The sequence below is a fragment of the Pectobacterium aquaticum genome (genome assembly GCF_003382565.3).
GTDB lineage: Bacteria > Pseudomonadota > Gammaproteobacteria > Enterobacterales > Enterobacteriaceae > Pectobacterium > Pectobacterium aquaticum.
The window spans coordinates 1,527,396-1,551,538 of sequence record NZ_CP086253.1; the positions used below are offsets into that span (position 1 = coordinate 1,527,396).

At 53.4% G+C, this 24,143-nt stretch carries 21 protein-coding genes; 16 read left to right on the forward strand and 5 right to left on the reverse strand.

Going from position 1 to position 24,143, the window contains the following annotated elements:
• Nucleotides 1-70: 70 nt before the first annotated feature.
• Nucleotides 71-973, reverse strand: coding sequence for a LysR family transcriptional regulator (locus tag DMB82_RS07155; protein WP_116162661.1), 903 nt, complete (start codon nt 971-973; stop codon nt 71-73).
• A 142-nt stretch (nt 974-1,115) separates the two neighbouring features.
• Here DMB82_RS07155 and DMB82_RS07160 point away from each other — a divergent pair, with 142 nt between their 5' ends.
• Nucleotides 1,116-1,868 (forward strand): SDR family oxidoreductase, encoded by a 753-nt coding sequence (locus tag DMB82_RS07160; RefSeq protein WP_116162659.1) that lies wholly within the window; start codon nt 1,116-1,118, stop codon nt 1,866-1,868.
• 232 nt (nt 1,869-2,100) lie between these two features.
• Here DMB82_RS07160 and fadL read toward each other — a convergent pair whose 3' ends face one another.
• Nucleotides 2,101-3,402 carry a long-chain fatty acid transporter FadL gene (gene fadL / locus DMB82_RS07165; RefSeq protein WP_102117690.1) on the reverse strand — a complete coding sequence of 434 codons (1,302 nt, stop codon included), beginning with the start codon at nt 3,400-3,402 and terminating at the stop codon, nt 2,101-2,103.
• Nucleotides 3,403-3,790: 388 nt separating this feature from the next.
• On the opposite strand from fadL, the gene DMB82_RS07170 reads away from it, so the two are divergent.
• The 5 genes from DMB82_RS07170 to sixA all read left to right on the forward strand — a co-directional run bounded on the left by DMB82_RS07170 (nt 3,791) and on the right by sixA (nt 9,732).
• Nucleotides 3,791-4,087 carry a YfcZ/YiiS family protein gene (locus DMB82_RS07170; protein WP_010287787.1) on the forward strand — a complete coding sequence of 99 codons (297 nt, stop codon included), beginning with the start codon at nt 3,791-3,793 and terminating at the stop codon, nt 4,085-4,087.
• 266 nt (nt 4,088-4,353) lie between these two features.
• The gene (gene fadI, locus DMB82_RS07175; RefSeq protein WP_116162657.1) at nt 4,354-5,667 is read left to right on the forward strand and encodes an acetyl-CoA C-acyltransferase FadI; all 1,314 of its coding nucleotides are present in this window, start codon (nt 4,354-4,356) and stop codon (nt 5,665-5,667) included.
• Nucleotides 5,664-7,880, forward strand: coding sequence for a fatty acid oxidation complex subunit alpha FadJ (gene fadJ / locus DMB82_RS07180; RefSeq protein WP_116162655.1), 2,217 nt, complete (start codon nt 5,664-5,666; stop codon nt 7,878-7,880). Before fadI ends, fadJ begins: the two co-directional genes overlap by 4 nt.
• A 178-nt stretch (nt 7,881-8,058) precedes the next feature.
• Nucleotides 8,059-8,775, forward strand: coding sequence for a GNAT family N-acetyltransferase (locus DMB82_RS07185; protein WP_102117693.1), 717 nt, complete (start codon nt 8,059-8,061; stop codon nt 8,773-8,775).
• Nucleotides 8,776-9,249: 474 nt separating this feature from the next.
• A complete protein-coding gene (gene sixA, locus DMB82_RS07190) occupies nt 9,250-9,732 on the forward strand; it encodes a phosphohistidine phosphatase SixA (RefSeq protein WP_116162653.1) in 483 nt (160 codons plus the stop codon).
• Between the two features lie 89 nt (nt 9,733-9,821).
• Here the strand turns inward: sixA and smrB are convergent, their stop codons facing one another.
• Complete coding sequence (smrB, locus tag DMB82_RS07195) at nt 9,822-10,364, reverse strand: endonuclease SmrB (protein ID WP_116162651.1); 543 nt, start codon at nt 10,362-10,364, stop codon at nt 9,822-9,824.
• Between the two features lie 171 nt (nt 10,365-10,535).
• Here smrB and prmB point away from each other — a divergent pair, with 171 nt between their 5' ends.
• From prmB to DMB82_RS07225, 6 genes are all read left to right on the forward strand, one after another.
• Entirely contained in the window at nt 10,536-11,477 is a 942-nt protein-coding gene (gene prmB, locus DMB82_RS07200) for a 50S ribosomal protein L3 N(5)-glutamine methyltransferase (RefSeq protein WP_116162649.1), read from the forward strand.
• A gap of 234 nt (nt 11,478-11,711) precedes the next feature.
• Nucleotides 11,712-12,797, forward strand: a complete 1,086-nt coding sequence (gene aroC / locus DMB82_RS07205) for a chorismate synthase (RefSeq protein ID WP_039507870.1) — start codon at nt 11,712-11,714, stop codon at nt 12,795-12,797.
• Between the two features lie 5 nt (nt 12,798-12,802).
• On the forward strand, nt 12,803-13,648 hold the full coding sequence (gene mepA, locus DMB82_RS07210; protein ID WP_102117697.1) for a penicillin-insensitive murein endopeptidase: 846 nt from the start codon (nt 12,803-12,805) through the stop codon (nt 13,646-13,648).
• 9 nt (nt 13,649-13,657) lie between these two features.
• The gene (locus tag DMB82_RS07215; protein WP_102117698.1) at nt 13,658-14,458 is read left to right on the forward strand and encodes a sulfite exporter TauE/SafE family protein; all 801 of its coding nucleotides are present in this window, start codon (nt 13,658-13,660) and stop codon (nt 14,456-14,458) included.
• Between the two features lie 27 nt (nt 14,459-14,485).
• On the forward strand, nt 14,486-15,031 hold the full coding sequence (locus DMB82_RS07220) for an elongation factor P hydroxylase (protein WP_102117699.1): 546 nt from the start codon (nt 14,486-14,488) through the stop codon (nt 15,029-15,031).
• Between the two features lie 34 nt (nt 15,032-15,065).
• Nucleotides 15,066-15,350, forward strand: coding sequence for a YfcL family protein (locus tag DMB82_RS07225; protein ID WP_014916053.1), 285 nt, complete (start codon nt 15,066-15,068; stop codon nt 15,348-15,350).
• Between the two features lie 409 nt (nt 15,351-15,759).
• On the opposite strand, the gene mnmC is transcribed toward DMB82_RS07225, so the two are convergent.
• Entirely contained in the window at nt 15,760-17,787 is a 2,028-nt protein-coding gene (mnmC, locus tag DMB82_RS07230; protein WP_116162647.1) for a bifunctional tRNA (5-methylaminomethyl-2-thiouridine)(34)-methyltransferase MnmC2/FAD-dependent 5-carboxymethylaminomethyl-2-thiouridine(34) oxidoreductase MnmC1, read from the reverse strand.
• A gap of 173 nt (nt 17,788-17,960) precedes the next feature.
• Between mnmC and fabB the strand changes: the two genes are divergently transcribed.
• The gene (fabB, locus tag DMB82_RS07235) at nt 17,961-19,178 is read left to right on the forward strand and encodes a beta-ketoacyl-ACP synthase I (protein ID WP_039532308.1); all 1,218 of its coding nucleotides are present in this window, start codon (nt 17,961-17,963) and stop codon (nt 19,176-19,178) included.
• A gap of 127 nt (nt 19,179-19,305) precedes the next feature.
• On the opposite strand, the gene flk is transcribed toward fabB, so the two are convergent.
• Nucleotides 19,306-20,565, reverse strand: a complete 1,260-nt coding sequence (gene flk / locus DMB82_RS07240) for a flagella biosynthesis regulator Flk (RefSeq protein WP_102117701.1) — start codon at nt 20,563-20,565, stop codon at nt 19,306-19,308.
• Nucleotides 20,566-20,878: 313 nt separating this feature from the next.
• Between flk and pdxB the strand changes: the two genes are divergently transcribed.
• The 3 genes from pdxB (at nt 20,879) to truA (ending at nt 23,990) form a co-directional block, all read left to right on the forward strand.
• Nucleotides 20,879-22,015: a 4-phosphoerythronate dehydrogenase PdxB gene (gene pdxB / locus DMB82_RS07245; protein WP_116156188.1), complete on the forward strand. Its 1,137-nt coding sequence runs from the start codon at nt 20,879-20,881 to the stop codon at nt 22,013-22,015.
• 113 nt (nt 22,016-22,128) lie between these two features.
• Nucleotides 22,129-23,139 carry an aspartate-semialdehyde dehydrogenase gene (locus tag DMB82_RS07250; RefSeq protein WP_116162645.1) on the forward strand — a complete coding sequence of 337 codons (1,011 nt, stop codon included), beginning with the start codon at nt 22,129-22,131 and terminating at the stop codon, nt 23,137-23,139.
• Complete coding sequence (truA, locus tag DMB82_RS07255) at nt 23,139-23,990, forward strand: tRNA pseudouridine(38-40) synthase TruA (RefSeq protein WP_102117704.1); 852 nt, start codon at nt 23,139-23,141, stop codon at nt 23,988-23,990. The genes DMB82_RS07250 and truA overlap by 1 nt, the downstream gene beginning before the upstream one ends.
• The last annotated feature ends 153 nt before the right edge of the window (nt 23,991-24,143 follow it).

The window sequence follows — 24,143 nt, forward strand, 5'->3', positions numbered from 1 at the left end:
GGGGTTAGTTGGAAGTTACGATATAAGGCCGTGCAAGCGGCCTTTTTTGTGCCTTCAAGCCCAATGCGCACTAGCGGTAGTGATAGCCAGTGTTGAGCCCTGGGATCCTGGAAAACGCTTCAGCAATGAAGTCCATGAATACAATGGCTCGCTTCGGTAGCAGGCGATTAGCGACATAGAGAAACTGTATGGGCGCCGGCGGTGCTTCGTAGTCGCACAGTATCTGACACAGCTTGCCGCTCTTTAATCCATCCTCGTATAACCACTTTGGTCCGCTTGCGATACCAAGGCCAGCGATGACGGCTTCCTGTACGGCCTGAGGTGAGTTGACTCGGAATCGCCCCGAAACGTTGATTTCGGTATCTCGAAATGCCCATGTATTACCCGTGTTTAACAGCGAGTACAGAATGCAGTCATGATCGCGCAGATCTTCCGGCGTTTGCGGTATGCCGCGACGACTCAGATAGTCTACCGAGGCGACATACACGCGTGTAAAAAGACCAATCCGGCGGGCGCGTAGTGCGCTATCGTTGGGATGACCTATTCGGATCGCCAACTCTGTTCCTTCTTCCACCAGATCGACGAAACGATCGCTAAGCTGCAAATCCAGCGATAAGCCGGGATAGCGTGCCAGAAAAGCGGGTATGTGTGGCATAAGGAAAGCATGAGCCATTGCAGTCGGGCAGGCCACTCGCAGGAGTCCCGTGGGTTCAGTCTCATTGCTCAAGGACGATTCGGATTCTGCAACCGCATCGAGAATTCGGCTGACATCCGCGTAGTACCGCTCACCTTCGGGCGTCAGTACAAGTTGGCGCGTTGTCCGCTGAAGTAATCTGACGCCCAGATGTTCTTCTAAAGCGGCAACGTATCGACTGACGTTGGGTTGCCCCATATTCAGGTCGCGTGCTGCTGCAGAGAAACTGCCTGTTTCGACAGTCCGTTTAAAACAGGTCATGAGCAGAAAACGATCCACGTGAAGACTCCTAGATTCATGCGATTTTGGAATGAAATATATGCAAAAGTAGAATCTTATCATTTTTTCTACATATACGTATGATTAGCGCTGTCTCAGGCAGCACATTGCTGCATCCCGCTATGATTATCAGGAGTTCCTTATGTCTCGCTTACACAATAAACGTACCCTTATCACCGGCGGCACCACCGGTATTGGACTGGAAACCGCAAAGCAATTTCTCGCTGAAGGGGCTCGTGTCATCGTTACCGGGGTCAATCCCGACTCTATTGCAGCGGCAAAAGCCGAGCTTGGTAGAGAAGTGTTGGTACTGCGCGCCGATTCGGCCAGCGTGAGCGCACAAAAGGAATTGGCTCAGGCCGTGGAGGCCCATTATGGAAAGGTTGACGTCGTTTTCCTTAACGCTGGTGTTTCCGTTTGGCAATCGATCGAAGAATGGACAGAGGACATGTTTGATCGCTCCTTCGACATTAACGTCAAGGGGCCGTATTTCCTGCTCCAGTCGCTGCTGCCCGTGTTCGCCAACCCTGCTTCAGTCGTGCTCAATACGTCGATTAGTGCGCACGTAGGATCGAGCCGCTCCTCGGTTTATTCTGCGACCAAAGCGGCTTTCCTTAGCCTGTCAAAGACGCTGTCGAGCGAACTGATGGCGCGTGGTATTCGCATCAACGCGGTTAGCCCTGGGCCAATCGATACCCCGCTATATGACAAACTTGGTATTCCCGACAGTTATCGCAAACAAGTCAATGAGGAGATTGTCAAAAGCATCCCTTCAGGCCGTTTCGGTACGGCGGAGGAGATTGCCAAGGCGGTGTTGTACCTGGCTTCAGATGAGTCCCGATGGACCATCGGTAGTGAAATCGTCGTGGATGGCGGGCGTCTGTTGAACGACTGATCTGGCATGACGATTGGCGTGCGGTGTTTATCATTAGCTAATCACTGCGCCAGTAAGAAAGAGACAAATGCCTTGTGATGAGCAATAAAAAGCAGGTAAGTCGCCTTACCTGCTTTATCACGTCGTGACTGCTAGCAATGAGAACGTGTGCTTTATTTATAAACTCATACGTTATTTAGAACGCCATTCTTTATTTAGAACGCCATTCTTTATTTAGAACGCCATTCTTTATTTAGAACGCGTAGTTAAAGTTCACGCCGTATAGCCAGGCCTTACCTTTAGAACTGAAGTTGTAACTTGGAGAACCAGCTCTATCAGAGAGCGGTTCGCTGATATCGACTTGCTTACCGTGCATGTAAGACACACCGACATCCACTGACGCATCTTTATTGAAGGCGTAAGTGGTGCCTGCGCTCAGCCAGAAACGATCCTGATCGGGGATAGAGATAGAACGTCTGTCGGCTGGTATCGGGCTGTCATCAAACGCGATACCACTACGGAACGTCCAGTTATCGTCATGATAGTAGGTGGTGCCGAGTGCGAGACGGTAGGCATCACGGAAGCCTTCCTCTTTCTGGAACAGCGTGTTGCCAGTGTTACCTGTCGCTTTCAGTTCCTGGAAATGGCTCCAACTGGTGTAAGTTAGGCTGTAGTGAACCGCCCATTTCGGTGCAACACGGTGGTAGGCGGACGCTTCCCACATTTCTGGCAGATTGAGTGTCAGCTTACCGGGAATGGTTGCACCATTGAGGGCACCAGGTCCAGCGGACCGTTGGTTACTGTAATCGCCATTGAAATCGATATCGACTTTGGAACGATAGGTCAGGCCGAAGCGGTTATTTTCATCCACTTCATACAGAATCCCGGCGTTCCAGCCGTATCCCCATTCTTTACCTTCCAGACGAGCCATCTCTGAAGATGGACCAGCAACAGCACCCTGAGCGCCACCTGCACCAGCAGGAACATTAGCCAGTTCACCAGCGCGCCGAATAAATTTGGCATCGGCATAAACCGCGTTAACCCCTAAACCAAAACTGAAATGTTGGTTCAGGCGATATGCGGCGCTTAGGTTCAGGTTTGACGTCAACAGGTCGGTTTCACCGCCGATAGAACCTGCTGCATAGTTATCATTAAATTTAGTCGCCAGACCATAGTTAGTGGTGGCGGAAGCACCAATCGCCCACTGTTCATTCAGCGGCATGATGAAATGCAGGTTCGGCACCCAAGCGTGCGGCGCGATGTTTTTAGCGCTGGTATCTTGCCCGGTCAGGGAATTTTTCCCCTGAACATCGATATCTGGGTTGATATAGGTGACACCACCGGAGAAAGACGGGCGGTCAAATAGGGTCATGGTCGCTGGGTTACGGCTACCTGAGGTCGCATTATCGGCTACCGCACCTTCACCAGAAAACGCACGTCCCAGACCCGATGATGAGTATTCATTTAGCTGGAAACCAGCTGCGGACACATTTGCTGAAAACAGGGCCACCGCAACAGCAATTGTGGATTGTTTGAACAGGTTTTTCTGGTTCATGACCAAAACCTCTTTATATGCTTGTTATTTAACGTTGTTACACGGGGTAACAAGGGACGCGCATTGTAGGGGGCGCACTCAGCCTGACAAATCAGACCAGTTGCCAAAGTATAAGTTGGGAATACGATAATGTTGCATTTGTGTATTGGGAATATTTCCAAAATGATGCGAAATTTAGATCTGCTTAACGTTTTAGTTAATTTGTGTGAAGAGGTATTACTCGATTTTTACTACTGTATAACACCGTAATGTGATTGATATCACTAAAATTACTGGTCAGCATGAAGTGCTGGTACTGCTTCGGGATGAGGGAGTAAAATGTAAGGAAGATAAAAATATTTGAACTGGATCAAATCTCCCGCGTCTTAAGTCTTAAGAGGAAAGTAGCATGACGAACGTAATCAACAAATGCAGTGCTGAAGAAACCGCAGCCTGCTGCTGTGTCGATGTCGGCACAATCATGGATAACACGGATTGCACGGCGTCTTATAGCAACGTTTTCGGCGATCGTGCTGAGGCGGAAGCGGCACTGGCCGCCCTGACGGAAAAAGCGCGTGCGGTAGAGTCTGAACCTTGTGAAATCGCCAGCACGCTGGAAGAGGTAGACGGCGGCGTTAAATTGGACATCGATTTCACGTTTAGCTGCCAGGCTGAAACGATGATTTTCCAGCTCGGCCTGCGTTAAGCTCATCTCTCACAGGAGCCTTGATTGGCTCCTGTGCTTTTCACGTATTGATCTGCATTTCATTATTACTCTCCAAATCTTGCTGTTTTCATTCCCGCCTATTATTCATTACGCAAAAGGTCACACTTTTGTGTTGCGCAGCTTTGCGTAATGTAACTATCTGGTTAACAATGAAATCAGGTCTGACCTGTTGTGCGCGTACTTTATTTTTGGTTAACGGAAGTATTTTTGGTTAACGGGAGTATTTTCGGTTAACAGGAGCGTTTATGAGCGAGGTATTACCTCTGATAACCCGCCGTGGCGATCGCATTGCGTTCGTGAGCGGATTACGGACCCCATTTGCCCGGCAGGCAACGGCCTATCATGGCGTACCAGCCATCGAATTAGGGAAGCTCGTCACCAGCGAATTACTGGTCCGCACTGGGATCGATCCTGAATTGATCGAGCTATTGGTCTTTGGGCAGGTGATTCAGATGCCCGAAGCGCCGAATATCGCCAGAGAGATCGTGCTCGGCACGGGTATGAGCGTGCATACCGATGCCTACAGCGTGTCGCGCGCCTGCGCTACCAGCTTTCAGGCGGTCGCCAATGTGGCGGAAAGCATTATGGCGGGTATGGTGGAAGTCGGCATTGCCGGCGGGGCGGATTCCTCTTCCGTGCTGCCTATTGGCGTCAGCAAAGCGTTGGCCAGAACGCTAGTGGATATGAACAAGGCTCGGACGCTGAGCCAGAAGTTGAAACTGTTAAGCGGCCTGCGCCCAAAAGATCTGCTGCCGGTTGCGCCCGCCGTGGCGGAGTATTCCACCGGGCTGCGCATGGGCGATACCGCCGAACAAATGGCAAAAACCTACGGCATCACGCGTGAAGAGCAGGATGAACTGGCGCACCGTTCGCACAAGCTGGCTGCTCAGGCCTGGGAATCTGGCGTGCTGCGCGATGAAGTGATGACGGCTTACGTCCCACCTTATGACAAGGCGCTAAGTGAAGATAACAACGTGCGTCATGATTCTGCGCTGGAGCAGTATTCCCGCTTACGTCCGGCGTTCGATCGCCGACACGGTACGGTCACGGCGGCGAACAGTACGCCGCTGACGGATGGTGCGGCGGCGGTGTTGATGATGAGTGAATCTAAGGCGAAAAGTCTGGGGCTCACGCCGCTAGGCTACCTACGCAGCTATGCATTCAGCGCTATCGGTGCGCAGCGTGATATGTTGCTGGGGCCGGCTTATGCCTCCCCGCTGGCGTTGGCAAGGGCTGGCGTGACGCTGGCCGATTTGACCCTCATTGATATGCACGAAGCCTTTGCCGCGCAGACGTTGGCAAATCTCAAACTGTTTGCCAGCGATGAGTTTGCCCGGAATCAACTGGGTAGAAATGCCGCACTGGGCGAGGTAGATCGCGCCAAGTTCAATGTGTTGGGGGGATCCATTGCCTATGGACACCCCTTTGCTGCCACTGGCGCGAGGATGATTACCCAAACGCTGAATGAACTGCGCCGTCGTGGCGGCGGGCTGGGGTTAACCACCGCCTGCGCGGCTGGTGGGCTGGGTGCGGCAATGGTACTGGAGGTGACGCCATGAACGATCAACAGCCTTTCTCCGTCACAACATCGTCTGCAATGGAAACAACATCGTCTGTGACGGAAAGCCCCTCAGCCTTTTCCCTTACCATTCGGCCGGACAACATCGGTGTTATTTACATTGATGTCCCCGGCGAGAAGGTGAACACGTTAAAGCGCGAATTTGCAGAACAGATTCTTTCGGTCTTCGAGCAGGTGCGGCAGCATGCGACGCTCAGGGGGCTGATTTTTATTTCCGCCAAGCCTGATTCGTTTATCGCCGGTGCGGATATCACCATGTTGAACCAGTGTAGCAGCGCCGAACAGGCAGAAAATCTGGCGAAGCAAGGGCAGGAAACGTTCGATCAGGTAGCCGCGCTGCCGTTCCCCGTAGTGGCCGCGATCCACGGTGCCTGTCTGGGCGGTGGGCTGGAGTTAGCATTAGCCTGCGACTATCGCGTCTGCTCGCTGGATGAAAAAACGGTGTTGGGGCTACCGGAAGTGCAGCTTGGTCTTCTTCCTGGTTCAGGCGGAACGCAGCGGTTGCCACGGTTAATTGGTCTGGATAGCGCGCTGGATCTCATTCTGACCGGCCGCCACCTCCGCGCGAGTCAGGCGTTACGACAAGGACTGGTTGATGAGGCTGTCCCGCACGATATCCTGCTGGAGACGGCAGTCGAGATTATCAAAAAAGGAAAACGCAAAGCCGTGCCGCTGGGCTGGCGTTCGCGTTTGCTGAGTAGCCCAGGTATTCGCGATGTATTGTTCAAAATAGTGAAACGCAAAACGCGAGCGAAAACACACGGCAACTATCCGGCCACGGAAAAAATCATTCAGGTGGTGCGTCGGGGCATAGAAAAAGGTCGTGAGGAAGGGTATCGGCACGAGGCGCGAGCGTTTGGCAAACTGGTGATGACGCCGGAATCTGCCGCGCTACGCCACCTGTTCTTTGCCTCCAATGCATTAAAGAAAACCGCCGGTGCGGACTCTGAAGCGAAGCCGATCCACCGCGTTGGTATTCTCGGCGGTGGGCTGATGGGCGGTGGGATCGCCAGCGTGACGGCGACGCGCGGGCAGTTACCGGTGCGCATTAAAGATATCAATGAACAGGGCATTAACCATGCGCTGAAGTACAACTGGCAACTGCTGACCAAACGCGTTCAGAGTAAGCGGATGAAGCCGACGGAGCGCCAGCGGTTGATGACGTTGATTTCCGGTAGCACGGACTATCGCGGTTTTGAACATGCGGATATCGTCATTGAGGCCGTTTTTGAAGATCTGGCGCTGAAGCGGCAAATGGTGGCGGAAATTGAAGAGCACGCTGCGCCGCACACGATTTTCGCATCGAATACCTCCTCGCTGCCGATCCACCAGATTGCAGAGGGCGCTCGCCGTCCGCAACAGGTTGTGGGTCTGCACTACTTTAGCCCGGTGGACAAAATGCCGCTGGTTGAAGTTATCCCTCACGCTCACACCAGCGCAGAGACGGTCGCAACGACGGTGGCTCTGGCGAGAAAGCAGGGGAAAACCGCGATCGTCGTAGGCGACAGCGCCGGTTTTTATGTGAACCGCATATTAGCGCCTTATATCAACGAAGCGGCTTATTACCTGCTGGAAGGGGAGCCGATTGAATCGATCGATTATGCGCTGGTGCGCTTTGGCTTCCCTGTCGGTCCGCTTGCGCTGCTTGATGAAGTCGGTATTGATGTCGCGACCAAAATTGTGCCGGTGCTGAGTGAAGTGCTGGGCAAACGCTTCACCTCTCCGCCTGCATTTGATGCGATCCTGAAAGATGGACGCAAAGGGCGCAAGAATGGGAAAGGGTTCTATCGGTACAATAAAACACGCCGTTTCTGGCAGGCGGGCAGAGAGGTGGATAGCTCGGTTTATCCGTTGCTGGATGTGACGGCGAAGGCCCATATTGACCCTGCGCTGATCAGCCAGCGTGCCGTGATGATGATGCTGAACGAGGCCGCGCGTTGTCTGGATGAAGGCGTGATCCAGTGCGCCCGCGATGGCGATATCGGCGCGGTATTTGGCATTGGCTTCCCCCCTTTCCTCGGCGGGCCGTTCCACTATATGGATCGTTTGGGAGTGGAAACGGTCGTGAAAACGCTGCTGGTGCTGCAACAACAGTATGGCGATCGGTTCGCACCCTGTGAACGTCTGCTCGCGATGCGGGAAGGTCGACGGACGTTTTATCCGCCAACCGACGAAGACCAGAGTGCTCGTTGATCGTGACGGCATTTTTATACGTTCGAGCTGACTGATTTGTCTGACTAATATTCATTAGGTTGGTGAAGTGATTTAGGCTGTTTTCTATATTACGTGGCTAGGACAGCAACGGGTAATACCCAATGAATACCTTTATGGTTTTTTATTAATGTAATTATACGAAAAAGGCGGCGTTATCATGACAGAGTTCAATGTTTATGGTCAGGAATTGGGTAAATCATTGCCTGAGTGGCAACCACGATCGCTTCCGCAAAAAGTGGTGCTTAAAGGAAAGCACTGTTTTCTTGAACCCATTGATCTTAAACATAGCCAGGATTTATTTGATGCTTGGCACAGTATTGATGACGAGCGAGACTGGACGTATTTTCACATCAAACGCCCAGTGACCATTAGACAGAGTGATCACTATATTGCTTCGCTTGCCGCGAGCAAGGATCCACTTTTCTTCGCCGTTATCAGCCTTTCTACGGGTAAAGCGGTGGGGTTTATCGCATTACAACGGATGGATCCGGATAATGGTGCTGTAGAGATTGGTTGGATTAACTGGTCTCCTCTGATGAAACGAACATTATCTAGCACCGAGGCCATTTTTCTTTTACTCAATTATATTTTTGACACGTTACAATACCGTCGATGTGGCTGGAAATGTGACAGCTTGCATCAGTCTGCAATCAGTGCAGCGGAGCGACTGGGGTTCAGATATGAAGGAACTCTCCGACAAACTCAGGTTTCCAAAGGACATAGCCGTGATGTCCGCTGGTATTCAATTATTGATAGTGAATGGCCCGCTATCTCTCAGGCTATGCAATGGTGGCTACATCCATCCAATCTGGATGATCTAGGCAGACAAAAAAAGCGTCTGTCGGAATTTATGCCTTCATCGGAGCATGAATAATATTCAAACTAGCCTGATAATACGTTGATAAATTAGGTAATACTTTCAACTAGTCGATTAGATAACCTAAATAATTCGAGTATCAGGTAAGTGAACGCTGCTTACCGTGGCACTGATGGGGCGGTGCAACTCGTTAATGTGCGGAGTAGCGCCGCCAACGCACAGGCAACTTGACGTATGACGGAATATGTCCCTCTTGATTTTGTGAATATACCTTTCCAATAAGATGTGTTCGACTAGGGGGCATTAAACTTTTATTTATCATGGTATTACCATTGGAAAAGTAGGAACAGGACGTGCGTGATATTGAAACCAGCGTCAGGTGAGTTTATCAGAACGAGAAACTCAGGTAACCTACAGGAATAAGACGATTTATACCCTACATAATTTGAATGGCCTATGCAGGATAATCCCTGCATAGGCAACTTGAATTATAGAAAATACATAATTATTTCATTTACATAGCGGTGTAATATGCAAGTGTTGATAATGCGTCATGGTGATGCGGTACTTGATGCAGCGAGTGATGCCCTTCGGCCGTTGAGCGACGCTGGTTGTGATGAATCCCGCCAGATGGCATGTTGGTTGAATGAGCAAAATATCGATATTGAGCGCGTTCTGGTGAGCCCTTATTTGCGCGCCCAGCAAACGCTTGAGGTGGTGAAAAAAGATCTGCCGCTGCCGGAAGAGGCGGATTGCCTGAATGAGCTGACGCCCAGTGGTGATGCCCAGCTTGTCAGTTATTACCTGCAAACGCTGGCGAGAGAAGGCGTGGGTGCAGTCTTGGTTGTGTCGCATCTGCCGCTGGTGGGTTATCTGGTTGCCGAACTATGCCAGAATGAAACCGCGCCGATGTTTGCCACATCTGCTATTGCCTGCGTGACGGTGGAAGCGGAATCCGGTCATGGCCTTCTGCACTGGCAAGTCAGCCCAGCGCAGTTGAGCGCAAAATCCTGAATGCTAACCTAACTTCAACGCCTGAATTTATATGGTATGAGGCGTGTAATGGACTGACACGCCTTGTCGTTCTTCGAAGAAGGGCGGGATTACTCAAGCAAAGGCGCCTCTAACGCCACCAAAATCAGCAGCGCGGCATTCCCACCGAACTCTTTCGGAGCCTGATGAAAAGCCAGCACGTCAGGGTGCTGTGCCAGCCAGAGCGGCGTTTGTTGCTTAAGAATATGTTTGCCGTGCCCGTGCATTACGCAGGCGCAGTAAACGTGCTCCCGCCGACAGGCCGCTAGCAGCGCGCCCAGTTCCTGCTTCGCCTGAAGCTGCGTCAGGCCATGCAAATCCAGAAACAGCTCCGGTGAATAATCTCCCCGTCGAAGTTTCTTCAATTCATAGTGGCTGGCACCCGAGCGGACATAGCGTGTCGGGCCTTCTGCATCCAACTGTGGCTGAAATTCATCCGAAAAATAGAAACTGGCATCAACCTGCTCCTGCAATACCCGTTTGGCGGGCAATTCGCCCAGTTTTTTGCGCAGCGGTTTGTGGGTATAGGTATCCTGACGCAATTTTTTTGTGCCAGTGATTGACGTACGAAAAAGCTGTAATTCGTCGTCATTCAGCGAATATTTATTACTCATGTTTCATTCATCTTGCGTCAACATTCGTTCAGTTTACCTTGTCTCCCCGCTGTCGCTAAATAAAAGTCTGTATCGGAGCGCGTTCAGTCGGTTATATCTGCTGATTTGTCGCAGGCTTCATGGCAAACTAAGCGCCAATTTGCCATTCAGAACTGTCTGCGGAGGACACCCTTGGACAAAATTTTCGTCGATGAGGCCGTCAGTGAACTTCATACCATTCAGGATATGTTGCGCTGGGCTGTCAGCCGGTTTAACGCAGCCAACGTCTATTACGGTCACGGGACGGATAATCCCTGGGATGAAGCTATACAGCTCGTCTTGCCTAGCCTGTATCTGCCGCTCGATATTCCTGAAGATATGTACACGTCGCGTTTGATCACCAGCGAACGGCAGCGCATTGTTGAACGTGTGATCCGCCGCGTCAATGAGCGTATTCCTGTCGCCTATTTGACCAACAAGGCCTGGTTCTGCGGACTGGAATTCTACGTGGACGAACGCGTGCTGGTGCCGCGCTCTCCCATCGGTGAGCTGATCAATAATTATTTTGATGAGCAACTGCCAAAAACGCCAAACCATATTCTGGATCTGTGCACGGGCAGCGGCTGTATTGCTATTGCCTGCGCTCAGGCGTTCCCGGAAGCGGAAGTCGATGCGGTCGATATCTCCAGCGAGGCGCTGGCGGTAACCGAGCAAAATATTCAGCAGCACGGTCTGGAATACCGCGTGACGCCGATTCGCTCTGATCTGTTCCGCGATTTACCGGCGATTCGCTATGATCTAATCGTGACCAATCCACCGTATGTGGATGAAGAAGATATGTTCGATCTGCCGCAGGAGTTCCGTTTCGAGCCTGAGCTGGGGCTGGCGGCGGGCAACGACGGCTTGGATCTGGTTCGCCGTATTCTGGCTTGTGCGCCAGACTATCTGAGCGATGACGGCGTGCTGATTTGCGAAGTGGGCAACAGTATGGTGCACCTTATCGATCAATACCCAGACATCCCGTTCACCTGGCTGGAGTTTGATAATGGCGGTGACGGTGTGTTTATGCTAACGCAATCACAACTGGCCGATTGCAAAGCGCATTTTAGCGCTTACCGTGATTCGGATAGTTGATAAACCTACTTGCGAAGTGAGGGCGGGAGTAACGGAATAGAAGAGTAAAGCGTTTGCGCCAGGGATGGCGCAATCCGAGCTTACAGGGATGTACTTGCAGCGTCTTTACGATCTATCCGTTACTACCGCTCAACGACTTTTGTCAGCAGCCGTGATTAAACGGTCATAACGATATTTATTCGCCTTACCGTGTAGACGGTAAGGCAGAAACAGAACACATGCGAAGGAGTTGTGATGGCAGGCAACAGTATTGGGCAATTTTTCCGCGTCACTACATTTGGTGAATCCCACGGTCTTGCCCTGGGATGTATTGTTGACGGTGTACCGCCGGGGATCCCACTGACGGAAGCGGATCTGCAACACGATTTGGATCGCCGCCGTCCGGGAACATCCCGCTATACGACGCAGCGCCGCGAACCCGATCAGGTCAAGATTCTGTCCGGTGTTTTTGAAGGCGTAACAACAGGAACCAGCATTGGCCTGTTGATTGAAAACACCGATCAGCGTTCTCAGGATTACGGTGCGATTAAAGACGTCTTTCGCCCCGGTCATGCCGATTACACCTATGAGCAAAAATACGGCCTGCGCGATTACCGTGGCGGTGGCCGCTCTTCCGCGCGTGAAACGGCGATGCGCGTTGCTGCGGGCGCGATTGCGAAGAAGTACCTGCAACAGCAACATGGCGTGAAGGTACGTGGCTATCTGTCGCAGATTGGCGATGTCACCTGCGAGCTGAAAGATTGGGAACAGGTTGAGCAAAACCCGTTCTTCTGCCCGGATATCGACAAGCTGGAAGCCTTGGATGAACTGATGCGGGCGCTGAAAAAAGACGGTGACTCCATTGGCGCGAAGGTTAGCGTCGTCGCGGAATCGGTGCCTGTCGGATTAGGCGAACCGGTCTTTGATCGTCTGGATGCTGATTTGGCTCACGCACTGATGAGCATCAACGCCGTGAAAGGCGTTGAAATTGGCGATGGCTTTGCCGTTGTCACCAAACGTGGCAGTGAAAACCGAGACGAAATCACGCCGGACGGTTTCCAAAGCAATCACGCTGGCGGCATTTTGGGTGGAATCAGCAGCGGCCAGAATATTGTTGCGCATCTGGCGTTGAAGCCGACCTCCAGCATTATGGTGCCGGGCAAAACGATCAACCGTCAAGGCGAAGCGACTGAAATGGTCACGCGCGGGCGTCACGATCCTTGTGTGGGTATTCGCGCTGTGCCGATTGCCGAAGCCATGATGGCGATTGTGTTAATGGATCACCTGCTGCGCCAACGCGCACAGTGTGGGGATGTAAACAGTCAGGTTCCTCGCTGGTAAAAATCATGAAACAAGGGTTAATCGGGGTTCTCGCGCTGGCACTGAGCGCGCCGCTCTTGTCGAACGCCGTATGGGCGAAAACGCCCTGGCAGGAGATCGCGCATCCGGTCGTGGGTACGCCACAGTCAATTGGTAGTTTTTCCAATGGCTGTATCATCGGTGCCCAGCCGCTGCCTTTGCAGTCGCAGGATTATCAGGTGATGCGCGTCGATCAGCGCCGCTATTTCGGTCACCCCGATCTTCTGGCGTTTATTCACCGCCTGAGCAACGAGGTTAAGCGTACGACGTCCGGTAATGTGCTGGTGGGGGATATGGGCATGCCTGTTGGGGGACGTTTCAGCAGCGGCCACGCCAGTCATCAATCTGGGCTGGATGTCGACATCTGGCTGCAATTGCCCAGACAGCGCTGGAGCGAGCAGCAGTTGCTGAAACCGCAGCCTATCGATTTGGTTAACGCCAGCGGGCTGAACGTTAACCCCCGCGTTTGGCGACCGGAAATCACCACCCTGATCAAAACCGCTGCGTTGGATAGCGACGTAACGCGCATCTTCGTTAATCCGGCGATTAAAAAACAGCTGTGTGTTGAAGCTGGCCACGATCGTGACTGGCTGCGCAAAGTTCGCCCTTGGTTTGCACACCGTGCGCATATGCATGTGCGCCTGCGCTGCCCGGCGGACAGCCTTGAGTGCCAGGATCAGGACGAAACCCCTGTCGGTGACGGATGCGGTGCCGAGTTAACCAGCTGGTTCCAGCCAAAACAACCGAGTACCGAAGCCCCGGAAAAAACCACGCCGCCGCCGTTGCCTCCGTCTTGTCAGGCACTGCTCGACAGACATTTTGCTGCGAGATAACGAATAACGATGGACTGGTTAGTTCTTGGGCCAGAAATGCTGGCCGTACTGTTTTTTGTCGGGGCGTTGGCAGGGTTTATTGATTCGATTGCGGGCGGGGGCGGTTTATTAACGATCCCCGCCTTGCTGGCGGCGGGGTTATCCCCGGCGCAGGCGCTGGCAACGAATAAACTTCAAGCCGTTGGTGGATCCTTTTCCGCCAGCCTGTATTTCATCCGCCGCCGTGCGGTGAATCTGGGCGAGCAGAAGCTGGCGATTGCGCTGACGTTTGTTGGCTCGACCTTTGGTGCCTGGCTGATCCAGCAGATCAATGCTGATTTTCTGCGCCAACTGCTGCCGGTGCTGATCATTGGCATTGGCCTCTATTTTTTATTAACGCCTAAAATCGGTGATGAAGATCGGCAGCGTCGCCTGTCGCCACTTCCGTTTGCGATTGTGGCAGGCTGTTGTGTCGGTTTTTATGACGGCTTCTTCGGCCCCGGTGCTGGGTCATTTTACGCACTGGCCTTTGTCACCCTGTATGGCTTCAATCTGGCAAAAGCGACGGCGCACGCCAAAATCCTGAACTTTACCTCCAACTTCGGCGGGCTACTGTTTTTCATTCTGGGCGGTCAGGTTGTCTGGGTGGTCGGCGGCGTCATGCTGATCGGGCAGATCCTCGGCGCGCGGCTGGGAGCCAAAATGGTGATGACGAAAGGGCAAAAGCTGATTCGTCCTATGCTGGTGCTGGTTTCCGCCATCATGAGTGGCAAGCTGATTTATGACAGCCATGGGCACGAGATTGCCATCTGGCTGGGACAGTTTTTATAACAACAAATGATGATAACAACAGATAACATGACTACGACGCACCATTATCAACAACTGATTGATATTTTTAATGATTGTTTTGGCGACGAATACAATACCCGTCTGGTAAAAGGCGATGATGAGCCGATTTATCTGCCCGCGGATGCTGACATTCCGTATCACCGGATTGTGTTTGCCCACGGTTTTTATGCCAGCGCGCTACACGAAATTTCTCACTGGTGCATTGCTGGTGCTCAGCGGCGTTTGCAGGTCGATTTCGGCTACTGGTACTGCCCAGATGGCCGCGATGCCTCGACGCAAAGCCAGTTTGAGGTGGTGGAAATCAAACCGCAGGCCTTCGACTGGCTGTTCTGCGTGGCCGCAGGCTTTCCGTTTAACGTCAGTTGTGACAACCTGAACGGCGACTGCGAGCCGGACCGCATTGATTTCCAGCGACGCGTGCATGCGCAAGTGATGCAATATCTGGAAGAGGGGATTCCCGCACGTCCCGCCAGCTTTATTCGTGCATTACAATCATTTTACAATACGCCAACGCTGACGGCGGCGAGCTTCCCGTATCCAGCCGATCTGTGATGCGCGGGAACCGCAAAAAATTTGAGGATAAGAAATGATCGCAGAATTTGAAACGCGCATTCTGGCGCTGATTGATGACATGGTAGAGCATGCCAGCGATGACGAACTGTTTGCTGGCGGCTATTTGCGTGGTCATCTGACGGTGTCGGTGGCTGAAGCGGAAGAGCATGGGGAACACACGCTTGAAGCACTGCATCTGCGCGTTAGCGACAGCATCAATAACGCCATCAAAAACGGTGAACTGTCACCGCCGGATCAGGTGCTGGTTAACGGGATGTGGGAACGTTTGTTCCAACAGGCGCAGAATAGTACGCACTAGCTTGAATTAATCAGCGCGAGTTTAGCTGAACTTGTTATGGCCGCTCCCTACCTACTGTCTCTTAGTTACATTCCTATGCCGACTCAGAGACGGTTTCGTGCGTTACACCGCCGCTATTCATATGCGATACCGTATACGCGCCCGACGCAGGGCGCTCAGTCGCCGCCGCCCTGCGAACCCAGGCTTCCGGCTAAATTATGCCGCTGCGCGGTTCCATCGGTGTTCCTGACCGCTAGTCGAGCCGCCAGTGACGCGTTCCCGACGCGGCACTGGCTTTCGCGGCGTCCTGCCGCTCACTCGGCGGTCAAGCTCACCTCTGCATAATTTTTTAAGCCGTATTCTGGCAAAAACCATTATAAGTCGTGGCATTTGTGCACAAGAGGCCGTTTGTCTGTGAGGAGATAGTTTATTAATCCTTCGTTACAGGTTTACCTTTCAGCAGTTTCCTTATCCAGAAACGATTCGGGTTGAGTGCGGCGAGCGTATCGCGATCCAGCGGTAGCGGTTCGCCATACATCTGCGAGGCCAGAATTTCCGCCGCGAGTGGGGCGGAGCACAGGCCGCGTGAGCCTAACGCACCGATGATAAACAGATCCTGCCAATAGGGTGCGCTTGGCACCGTGTCAGCACGGTGTTGAGGATGCAGTCGATCTTCATAGTCTGTCAGCGTTTGTTCATAGTTCGGCACGGCGCCAAGCAGCGGTAGATGGTCGCGCAGTGCGCAGCGGACGCCCTGACGCGCTTGCGCATCGCTGATATCGATCGTTTTCGCCCAGTCTGCGTCGGGCAAACAATTCAGCAGGCGCTGGCGGTTCTCTTGCTGCTCGTCTTCCCGATATTCACAATGTGTTTCGCCCCGTAAATAGCTCGCCCCGATGCAGTGCGTTTGATGTTGCGGACTCACTGGTGTCAGATAGCCGTCGTAGCACAAAACCTGTTTGAGCTGCCCCAGTACAGGGTTGGTCGGAATATGGCTGACCTGTCCACGCACGGCGTAAGCGGGTAAATGGGATGTCTGTGCCCAGTCGGTAATGTGGTGACCATTTGCCAGCACCACGACCGCATGGTTTACCTGCTGGCCAGTGCTCAGGGTGAGCGCCCAGCCGCCGTCCGTTTTCTCCAGAGCCGAAACGGTAGTACTCATCTGTACCGACAGACCGTTTTGCTCTGCCAGCTTCAGCGCAGAAGCCGTCAGCTCTGCCGGACACAGCCAGCCGCCGTCAGGATACGTGATGCCGTTTACGCCGGGATTCAGGCCGCTCTGATTTTCCAGTTGCTGCGCATCCACGCTGACGACCAGCTCTTGCGGCCATTCCCCTTGCAGAATCTGTTCGATTTTATGCGCACTTTTTTCATCCCAGGCAAGCTGGCTGACGCCGCACCACTGATGCTCAAACTCCCAACCCTGCTGTGTCAGCGCGGTGTAATTGCGGTGAGCAAAGTTAAAGGCGAGCGAGAAAAAGCGGGATACCGCATCGTGTCGGTTATTCAGTAGAGGATAAAGCGCCCCCTGACGATTGCCGGATGCGCCTGTGGCAGGCAGCGCGTCCGCGCAGTAGAGCGTGACGTTTGCACCGCGACGTTGCAGAGCCAGCGCGGTGAGCACGCTGGCGATGCCGCCGCCAATAATCGCGATATCGTCAGTCGTACTGGCGGCGGGACGTGTGTACCACGGCGTCGGCGACGTGACGGGAAGCGCGTCAAGAAGCATGCCGCTCAGCATTTCCCGTTTTTGCCCAAATCCTTTGATTTTACTGACCTGAAACCCCGCCTGTTGCAGACCGCGACGCACAAAGCCTGCGGCGGTAAAGGTAGCGAACGAGCCTTCTTTACGGCACAGACGTGCCATTGCCTGAAACAGATTATCCGTCCACATATCTGGGTTTTTGGCAGGCGCGAAGCCATCCAGAAACCAGGCGTCGACCTGATGGTTCTGCGTATCATCCAGCTCAGGCAGTAAGACGTTGACGTCACCGAACCATAAATCAAGCGTGATACTACCTTGCGCCAGAATCAGGCGATGGCAGCCTGGCAGCGCTAGCGGCCATTGAGCGCGTAGTTCATCCGCGAAGGGGGCCAGCTCCGGCCATTGTGCGTGTGCGGCAGCCAAATCATGCTGACGCAGCGGGAATTTCTCGAAGCTAATGAAATGCAGGTGGCGCAAGGTCGCCTGTGGTTGCTGTTGACGAAAGTCGGCAAATGCCTGCCACAGCGTCAAAAAATTCAGGCCCGTGCCAAAGCCGGTTTCTGCTATCACGCAGGCGGCGCGCGGGTGCGTGGTGAAACGCTCAGGAAAGTGATTGCCCTTTAAAAACACATAACGGGTTTCTGCCAACCCATCCTGATTCGAAAAATAGACGTCATCAAACTGTTGCGATACAGGTGTACCCTGAGCGTTCCAACTTAACGATGCGTGTTGGATGGGGAGGTTGGTCACGACAAAAAGCTCATTATTCAAGTGATGATGAGATTCTATCGGGCTGAATATTGTGGCGCAAATTTAGCAATGATTTCGCAATAGTTTGGCTGATCGGACTTGTTCAGCTTACAACTGTACGCTAAAGTGCGAAGCGAAGTCCCAAACTCTACAAGTGGAAGAAGAGGTATTACATGAAACGTGCAGTGATTACTGGCCTAGGGATCGTATCAAGCATCGGTAATAACCAGCAGGAAGTTCTGGCATCATTGCGAGAAGGCCGCTCGGGCATTACTTTCTCTCAAGAGCTGAAAGATTCCGGCATGCGTAGTCACGTCTGGGGGAATGTCAAACTGGACACCACTGGCCTCATCGATCGCAAAATTGTGCGTTTTATGAGTGATGCATCGATCTATGCCTACTTATCCATGGAGCAGGCGATTCAAGATTCCGGGCTGTCTGATGAGGTTTATCAGAATAACCCCCGCGTTGGCCTGATTGCTGGCTCAGGCGGCTCTGCTCGCTATCAGGTGTTCGGTGCTGACGCGATGCGTAGCCCGCGCGGCCTGAAAGCCGTTGGCCCTTATGTGGTAACCAAATCCATGGGTTCTGCGGTATCCGCCTGTCTGGCAACGCCATTCAAAATTCACGGCGTGAACTACTCTATTAGCTCTGCCTGTGCGACCTCTGCACACTGCATCGGTAACGCGGTTGAACAAATTCAGATGGGCAAACAGGACATCGTGTTTGCTGGTGGTGGCGAAGAGCTGTGCTGGGAATTGGCCTGTGAATTTGATGCGATGGGCGCACTGTCAACCAAATACAATGAGACACCAGAGAAAGCGTCCCGTACTTATGACGCCGACCGTGATGGTTTCGTCATTGCTGGCGGCGGCGGTATGGTTGTCGTAGAAGAACTGGAGCACGCGCTGGCGCGTGGCGCGCACATCTATGCCGAAGTAGTCGGCTACGGCGCGACGTCTGATGGTGCGGATATGGTTGCCCCGTCAGGTGAAGGCGCGGTACGTTGCATGAAGATGGCGATGCAGGATATCGATACACCGATCGATTATATCAACACGCACGGCACTTCTACGCCAGTGGGTGATGTGAAGGAACTGTGGGCGATTCGCGAAGTCTTCGGTGACAATGTTCCGCCGATTTCTGCGACCAAAGCGATGACCGGTCACTCTCTGGGTGCGGCTGGCGTTCAGGAAGCCATCTATACGTTGTTGATGCTGGAACACGGATTTATTGCGCCGAGCATCAACGTGGAAACACTGGATGAACGTGCTGAAGGCATGAATGTCATCACTGAAATGACCGAGCGCGAACTGAAAACGGTGATGTCTAACGGTTTCGGGTTCGGTGGCACCAACGCCGCGCTGGTAATGAGAAAGCTCGATAAGTAATCGGTTTATCATTCGAACATTTTCATTCAAACGTTCTCATTGAAATAAATAAAACCCCACTGGCGCAAGCCGCGGGGTTTTTTGTTTGTGCGGGTTTGGTTGATGATGGTCATGAGCGGTATTGACGCTAGATTAATACCCACAGCAGAAATGCAGCTACGCAGGTGCTGACAATCACCAGAAACATCGGCTTATGGAACAGGGATTGCCAACTGAGCGGTAGCGAAGCAATCAGCGGGTTAAACAGCGGATGCAGCAACTGTGAGGTCGTGGTCCAGTCCGTTTCCTGTGAGCGCTGAATACGCTGCGTAAACAGGAACGTCAGCAGATCGCTAACCTGCATCGGCGTCAGCGGGGTTTGTAATCCGATATTGAAGCGATTCTGCGTGTAATCCACCAATAATTGCTGTTCCTGCGCGGTCATAGGCTGTTGTAGCAGAGCTTGCAACGGCGCGAGATTCGGCGAAAGCAGTGCATTCTGTGCCGATAGCGGCTGTGATGGTAGATTTGCTGTGGATGACGGATTCGCATTCGCTGTATTGGTGGTGTTGGCTGTCAGCGGTTCTGGCGATGTACCCGCTGTGCCTGCATTTGTCGGTGCTCCTTGTGGCGCTGGCGAGGTGGCGCGCAGTAGCGTTTGTGTCTGTTGTAGCTCAACCTGTGCTTGCAGGAACTGCGTGATCAGCGGCAGATGTTTTAACGGGATGGCGTCGCCCAGGCTAAGATTCTGCATCATCATCAGATTGTTCAGCACTCTTGCAGGCTGTTCCCCGGTCATGGTCGCTAATCGGGTGACTAACTGATTCAAGCCGCGCTGTTCAGCAGGAGAGAGCGGACGATCGGGCGAGTTGGCTGCCTGAGCGGTTTGCGACGCGGTGGTTGATGCCGTTGACTGCGGAATTTGCCCGTTTTGCAGCAGCGTAACAACCTGCTGTAGCTGCGTTTTAGTCAGCGCGCTTAGCGTGGTGCTACCGAACTGTTGCTGGATGAAATTGCTGACCGCCTGACGGTTATTTCCCTGAGACAGCATATCGGTCAGACGCTGAAGCAGCTGTTGACGTCCACCGCTGTCTTGCGCCTGCGTTAAACGCGTCTGGAGTATCTGCTCGGCAGGCTGGTAATGGCGGGACAGCAGTTCATTATTTTCTGCCAGCCCTAATCCCTGTTTTACCGTTGTCCAGACTTCCGCTGCCTTTGACGTTGTCAGCGCGGCAACTTTAAGCACCAGATTTTCCAGCGTTGTGCGCTGCGCCAGCGTCAGCGGTCGATCGCCGTTGGCGGAGGAACCCGCAGCGTTAGCGGATGATGTAGAGGTTGACGATGTGGTGGTCGGCGTCACCGAACGTTCGCCGGGCAGCGGGGCACCTGGGCCACTTACAGGTTGCATATCGGTTATCCTTACTGCCGTCATGATTGAGATGAATCATAGCAATCTCCCGTGACGGTCGATAGTCAGACGTCGCCTAAAACGGCACTAATCTAATGGTAGAGTTGTATGATATTCGTACCAACGCCGGAGGTAGACACTCGCTAGGCTACCGTCAACCCCATATCTCTAATGTTGGAATAGCTGTGGCGGGATATTGATACACCCCCGCGAAGAAAAGGCTGTGCAGTGTAATTGCCTTGGGTTTCTGCACCATTCGGTGGCAGAATATCTCCCCACTTTTTTTGGCTGGCTACCGATGTCGGAGAAGACAATGAAGATTCTGGTTGATGAGAATATGCCGTATGCCCGCGAGCTATTTAGCCGTCTGGGTGAAGTGCAGGCCGTGCCGGGACGTCCTTTGCCGCGCGATCTGCTGGCAGACGCGGATGCGTTGATGGTGCGCTCGGTCACGAAGGTGAACGCGGATTTGCTGTCTGGTTCAGCGGTAAAATTTGTCGGCAGCGCGACGGCAGGCACCGACCATGTTGATGACACCTGGCTTAACGCCAACGGGGTCGCGTTTTCTGCTGCCCCCGGCTGTAATGCCATCGCGGTAGTGGAGTACGTCTTTTCTTCTTTGCTGATGCTGGCCGAGCGTGATGGTTTCCAACTGCGTGATAAAACCGTCGGGATTGTCGGCGTGGGTAATGTTGGCAGACGTCTGGATGCGCGTCTGAAGGCCTTGGGCGTTAAAACGCTGCTGTGCGATCCGCCGCGTGCCGATCGCGGTGAGGTGGGCGATTTCCTTCCGCTCGACACGCTGGTACGTGATGCCGACATTTTGACGCTGCATACGCCGCTATATCTCGACGGCCCGTATCGTACTCACCATCTGGTTGATGCCGCCGTACTGAGCGCGTTTGCGGACGGACGTATTCTGATTAATGCCTGTCGTGGCCCAGTGGTGGACAATGCTGCACTGCTTGAGGCGCTGCAACAGGGTAAAAAACTCAGCGTCATTCTTGATGTATGGGAGCCGGAACCCGCGTTATCGACCGATCTGCTGGCGCGGGTAGACATCGGCACGGCACATATCGCCGGTTATACCTTGGAAGGAAAAGCGCGCGGCACCACACAGGTGTTTGAGGCGTGGAGCGAGTTTATCGGAACCCCGCAGCAGGTGGCGCTTTCGTCGCTTTTGCCTGCGCCAGAGTATGCCGAAGTGACATTGACCGCACCGCTGGATGAGGCGCTGCTAAAACGTCTGGTGCATCTGGTGTATGATGTGCGTCGGGACGATGCGTTGTTGCGCCACGTAGCGCATCAGGAAGGCGAATTCGATCGCCTGCGTAAACATTATCAGGAACGACGCGAATGGTCGTCACTCCATGTTATCTGCGCCGATTCTGACAGTGCAGATTGCCTGAACGCGCTGGGATTCACAGCGTCAGTGCGGGACGCACGCTAACGGCGTTTCGCGCGAGCATCACTTTTTTATTCATAAACTGACAGACGGCGTCACTATCGTCTGTCGGTTCCATTCATGATTTGTGTTTCATTCAAAATTTGGGAGAGAACCAAATGTCTGACGGCTGGAATATTGCTCTGCTGGGCGCAACGGGCGCAGTAGGCACGGCGTTACTGGAATTATTGCAGGAACGCGAATTCCCAGTGGGTGAACTGTATCCGCTGGCCAGTGAACGTAGCGCGGGTGAAACCATACGTTTTAACGGCAAATCTTGCCTGGTCACCGATGTGGCTGATTTTGACTGGTCACAGGCGCAACTGGCATTTTTTGTCGCTGGCCAGGATGTCAGCGCCCGCTATGCGGAAGACGCAGGGGACGCAGGCTGTCTGGTTATAGACAGCAGCGGTCTGTTTGCGCTGGAACCGGACGTCCCGCTAGTGGTGCCCGGCGTGAATACGCATACGCTGGCAGATTATCGTAACCGCAATATTGTTGCAGTGGCCGACAGCCTGACCAGCCAACTGCTGACGGTGATTAAGCCGTTGACCGATGTGGCTGGGCTCTCGCGTCTGCATGTCGTCAATATGCTGTCCGTTTCCGCATTCGGTAAAGCGGCGATAGACGATCTGGCGGGACAAAGTGCTCGTCTGCTGAACGGTGTTCCGCCTGAGGCCGGGCTGTTCCCGAAACAGCTGGCATTCAATCTGTTGCCTTTACTGCCTGATGATGTGGGCAGCGTGCGCGAAGAGCGCAGTCTGGTCGATCAGGTGCGTAAAGTTTTGCAGGACGACGGATTGCCGATTTCAGTGACCTGCATTCAGTCCCCCGTGTTCTATGGCCACGCACAGGTTGTTCATCTTGAATCACTGCGTCCGCTGTCTGCGGAAGAAGCGCGCGATGAACTGCGCAATGCTGGGAATATTGAGGTCAGCGATGAGCAGGATTACCCGACGCAGGTAGGCGATGCTTCGGGCAATGGGCAACTGAGCGTCGGCTGTCTACGTAATGATTACGGTATTCCTGAGCTACTGCAATTCTGGTCGGTCGCCGATAACGCTCGCTTTGGCGGCGCGCTGATGGCGGTGGAAACGGCAGAGTGTCTGGTGCAGGAGTATCTCGGGTAATGTCGGAAACCACTCAGGCGGAGGCGACTCAGGCCTATGCCGCTGCGGAAAACGAACGCGCCCCGCTGAAAATCGCGCTAGGTATTGAGTACGATGGTAGCCTCTATTATGGCTGGCAGCGCCAGTCTGACGTTGCTAGCGTGCAGGCCTGTCTTGAAAAAGCGCTGAGCAAAGTGGCGGATGAGCCGATAGAGGTGTTTTGCGCCGGGCGAACCGATGCTGGGGTTCATGGCACCGGGCAGGTGGTGCATTTCACCACACGCGCGATCCGAAAAGACGCCGCCTGGACGATGGGGGTGAATGCAAATTTACCGCCGGATATCGCGGTGCGCTGGGTGAAAACAGTGGATGAGGATTTCCATGCGCGCTTCAGCGCTACGGCACGCCGCTACCGTTATGTCATCTACAATCACCGCTATCGTCCTGCGGTGCTTTCGCGTGGTATGACGCACTTTTATCACCCGTTAGACGTGGAACGTATGGAGCGTGCTGGGCAGTGCCTGTTGGGGGAGAATGATTTCACCTCTTTTCGTGCGGTGCAGTGCCAGTCGCGCACGCCGTGGCGCTATGTAAATCATTTAAAGGTTACACGTCACGGTGACTATATCGTGGTAGATATTAAGGCCAATGCGTTCGTGCATCATATGGTGCGTAATATTGTTGGCAGCCTGATGGAGGTCGGTTGTGGCAATCGTCCAGAATCGTGGATTGCCGAGCTGCTGGCGGCCAAAGATCGTACGCTGGCTGGTGCAACAGCCCGAGCCGAAGGATTGTATTTGGTGGCGGTAGATTATCCCGCGCGTTTTGCTTTACCGCAGCCTACGATGGGACCGCTCTTTTTAGCTGATTGACGTTTTTTGTTGTAACGAGTGCGTCTTTTATCTGTTGCTCGCTGCCAGATGGCCGTAGGCCAAAGGTAGCGTGCGATGCGTATTAAGGACGAGGCTATTGAGCGTGCTATATGCAAGGCAACACGGAGAGTGCGGCTGCTTTGCGTCTATCGA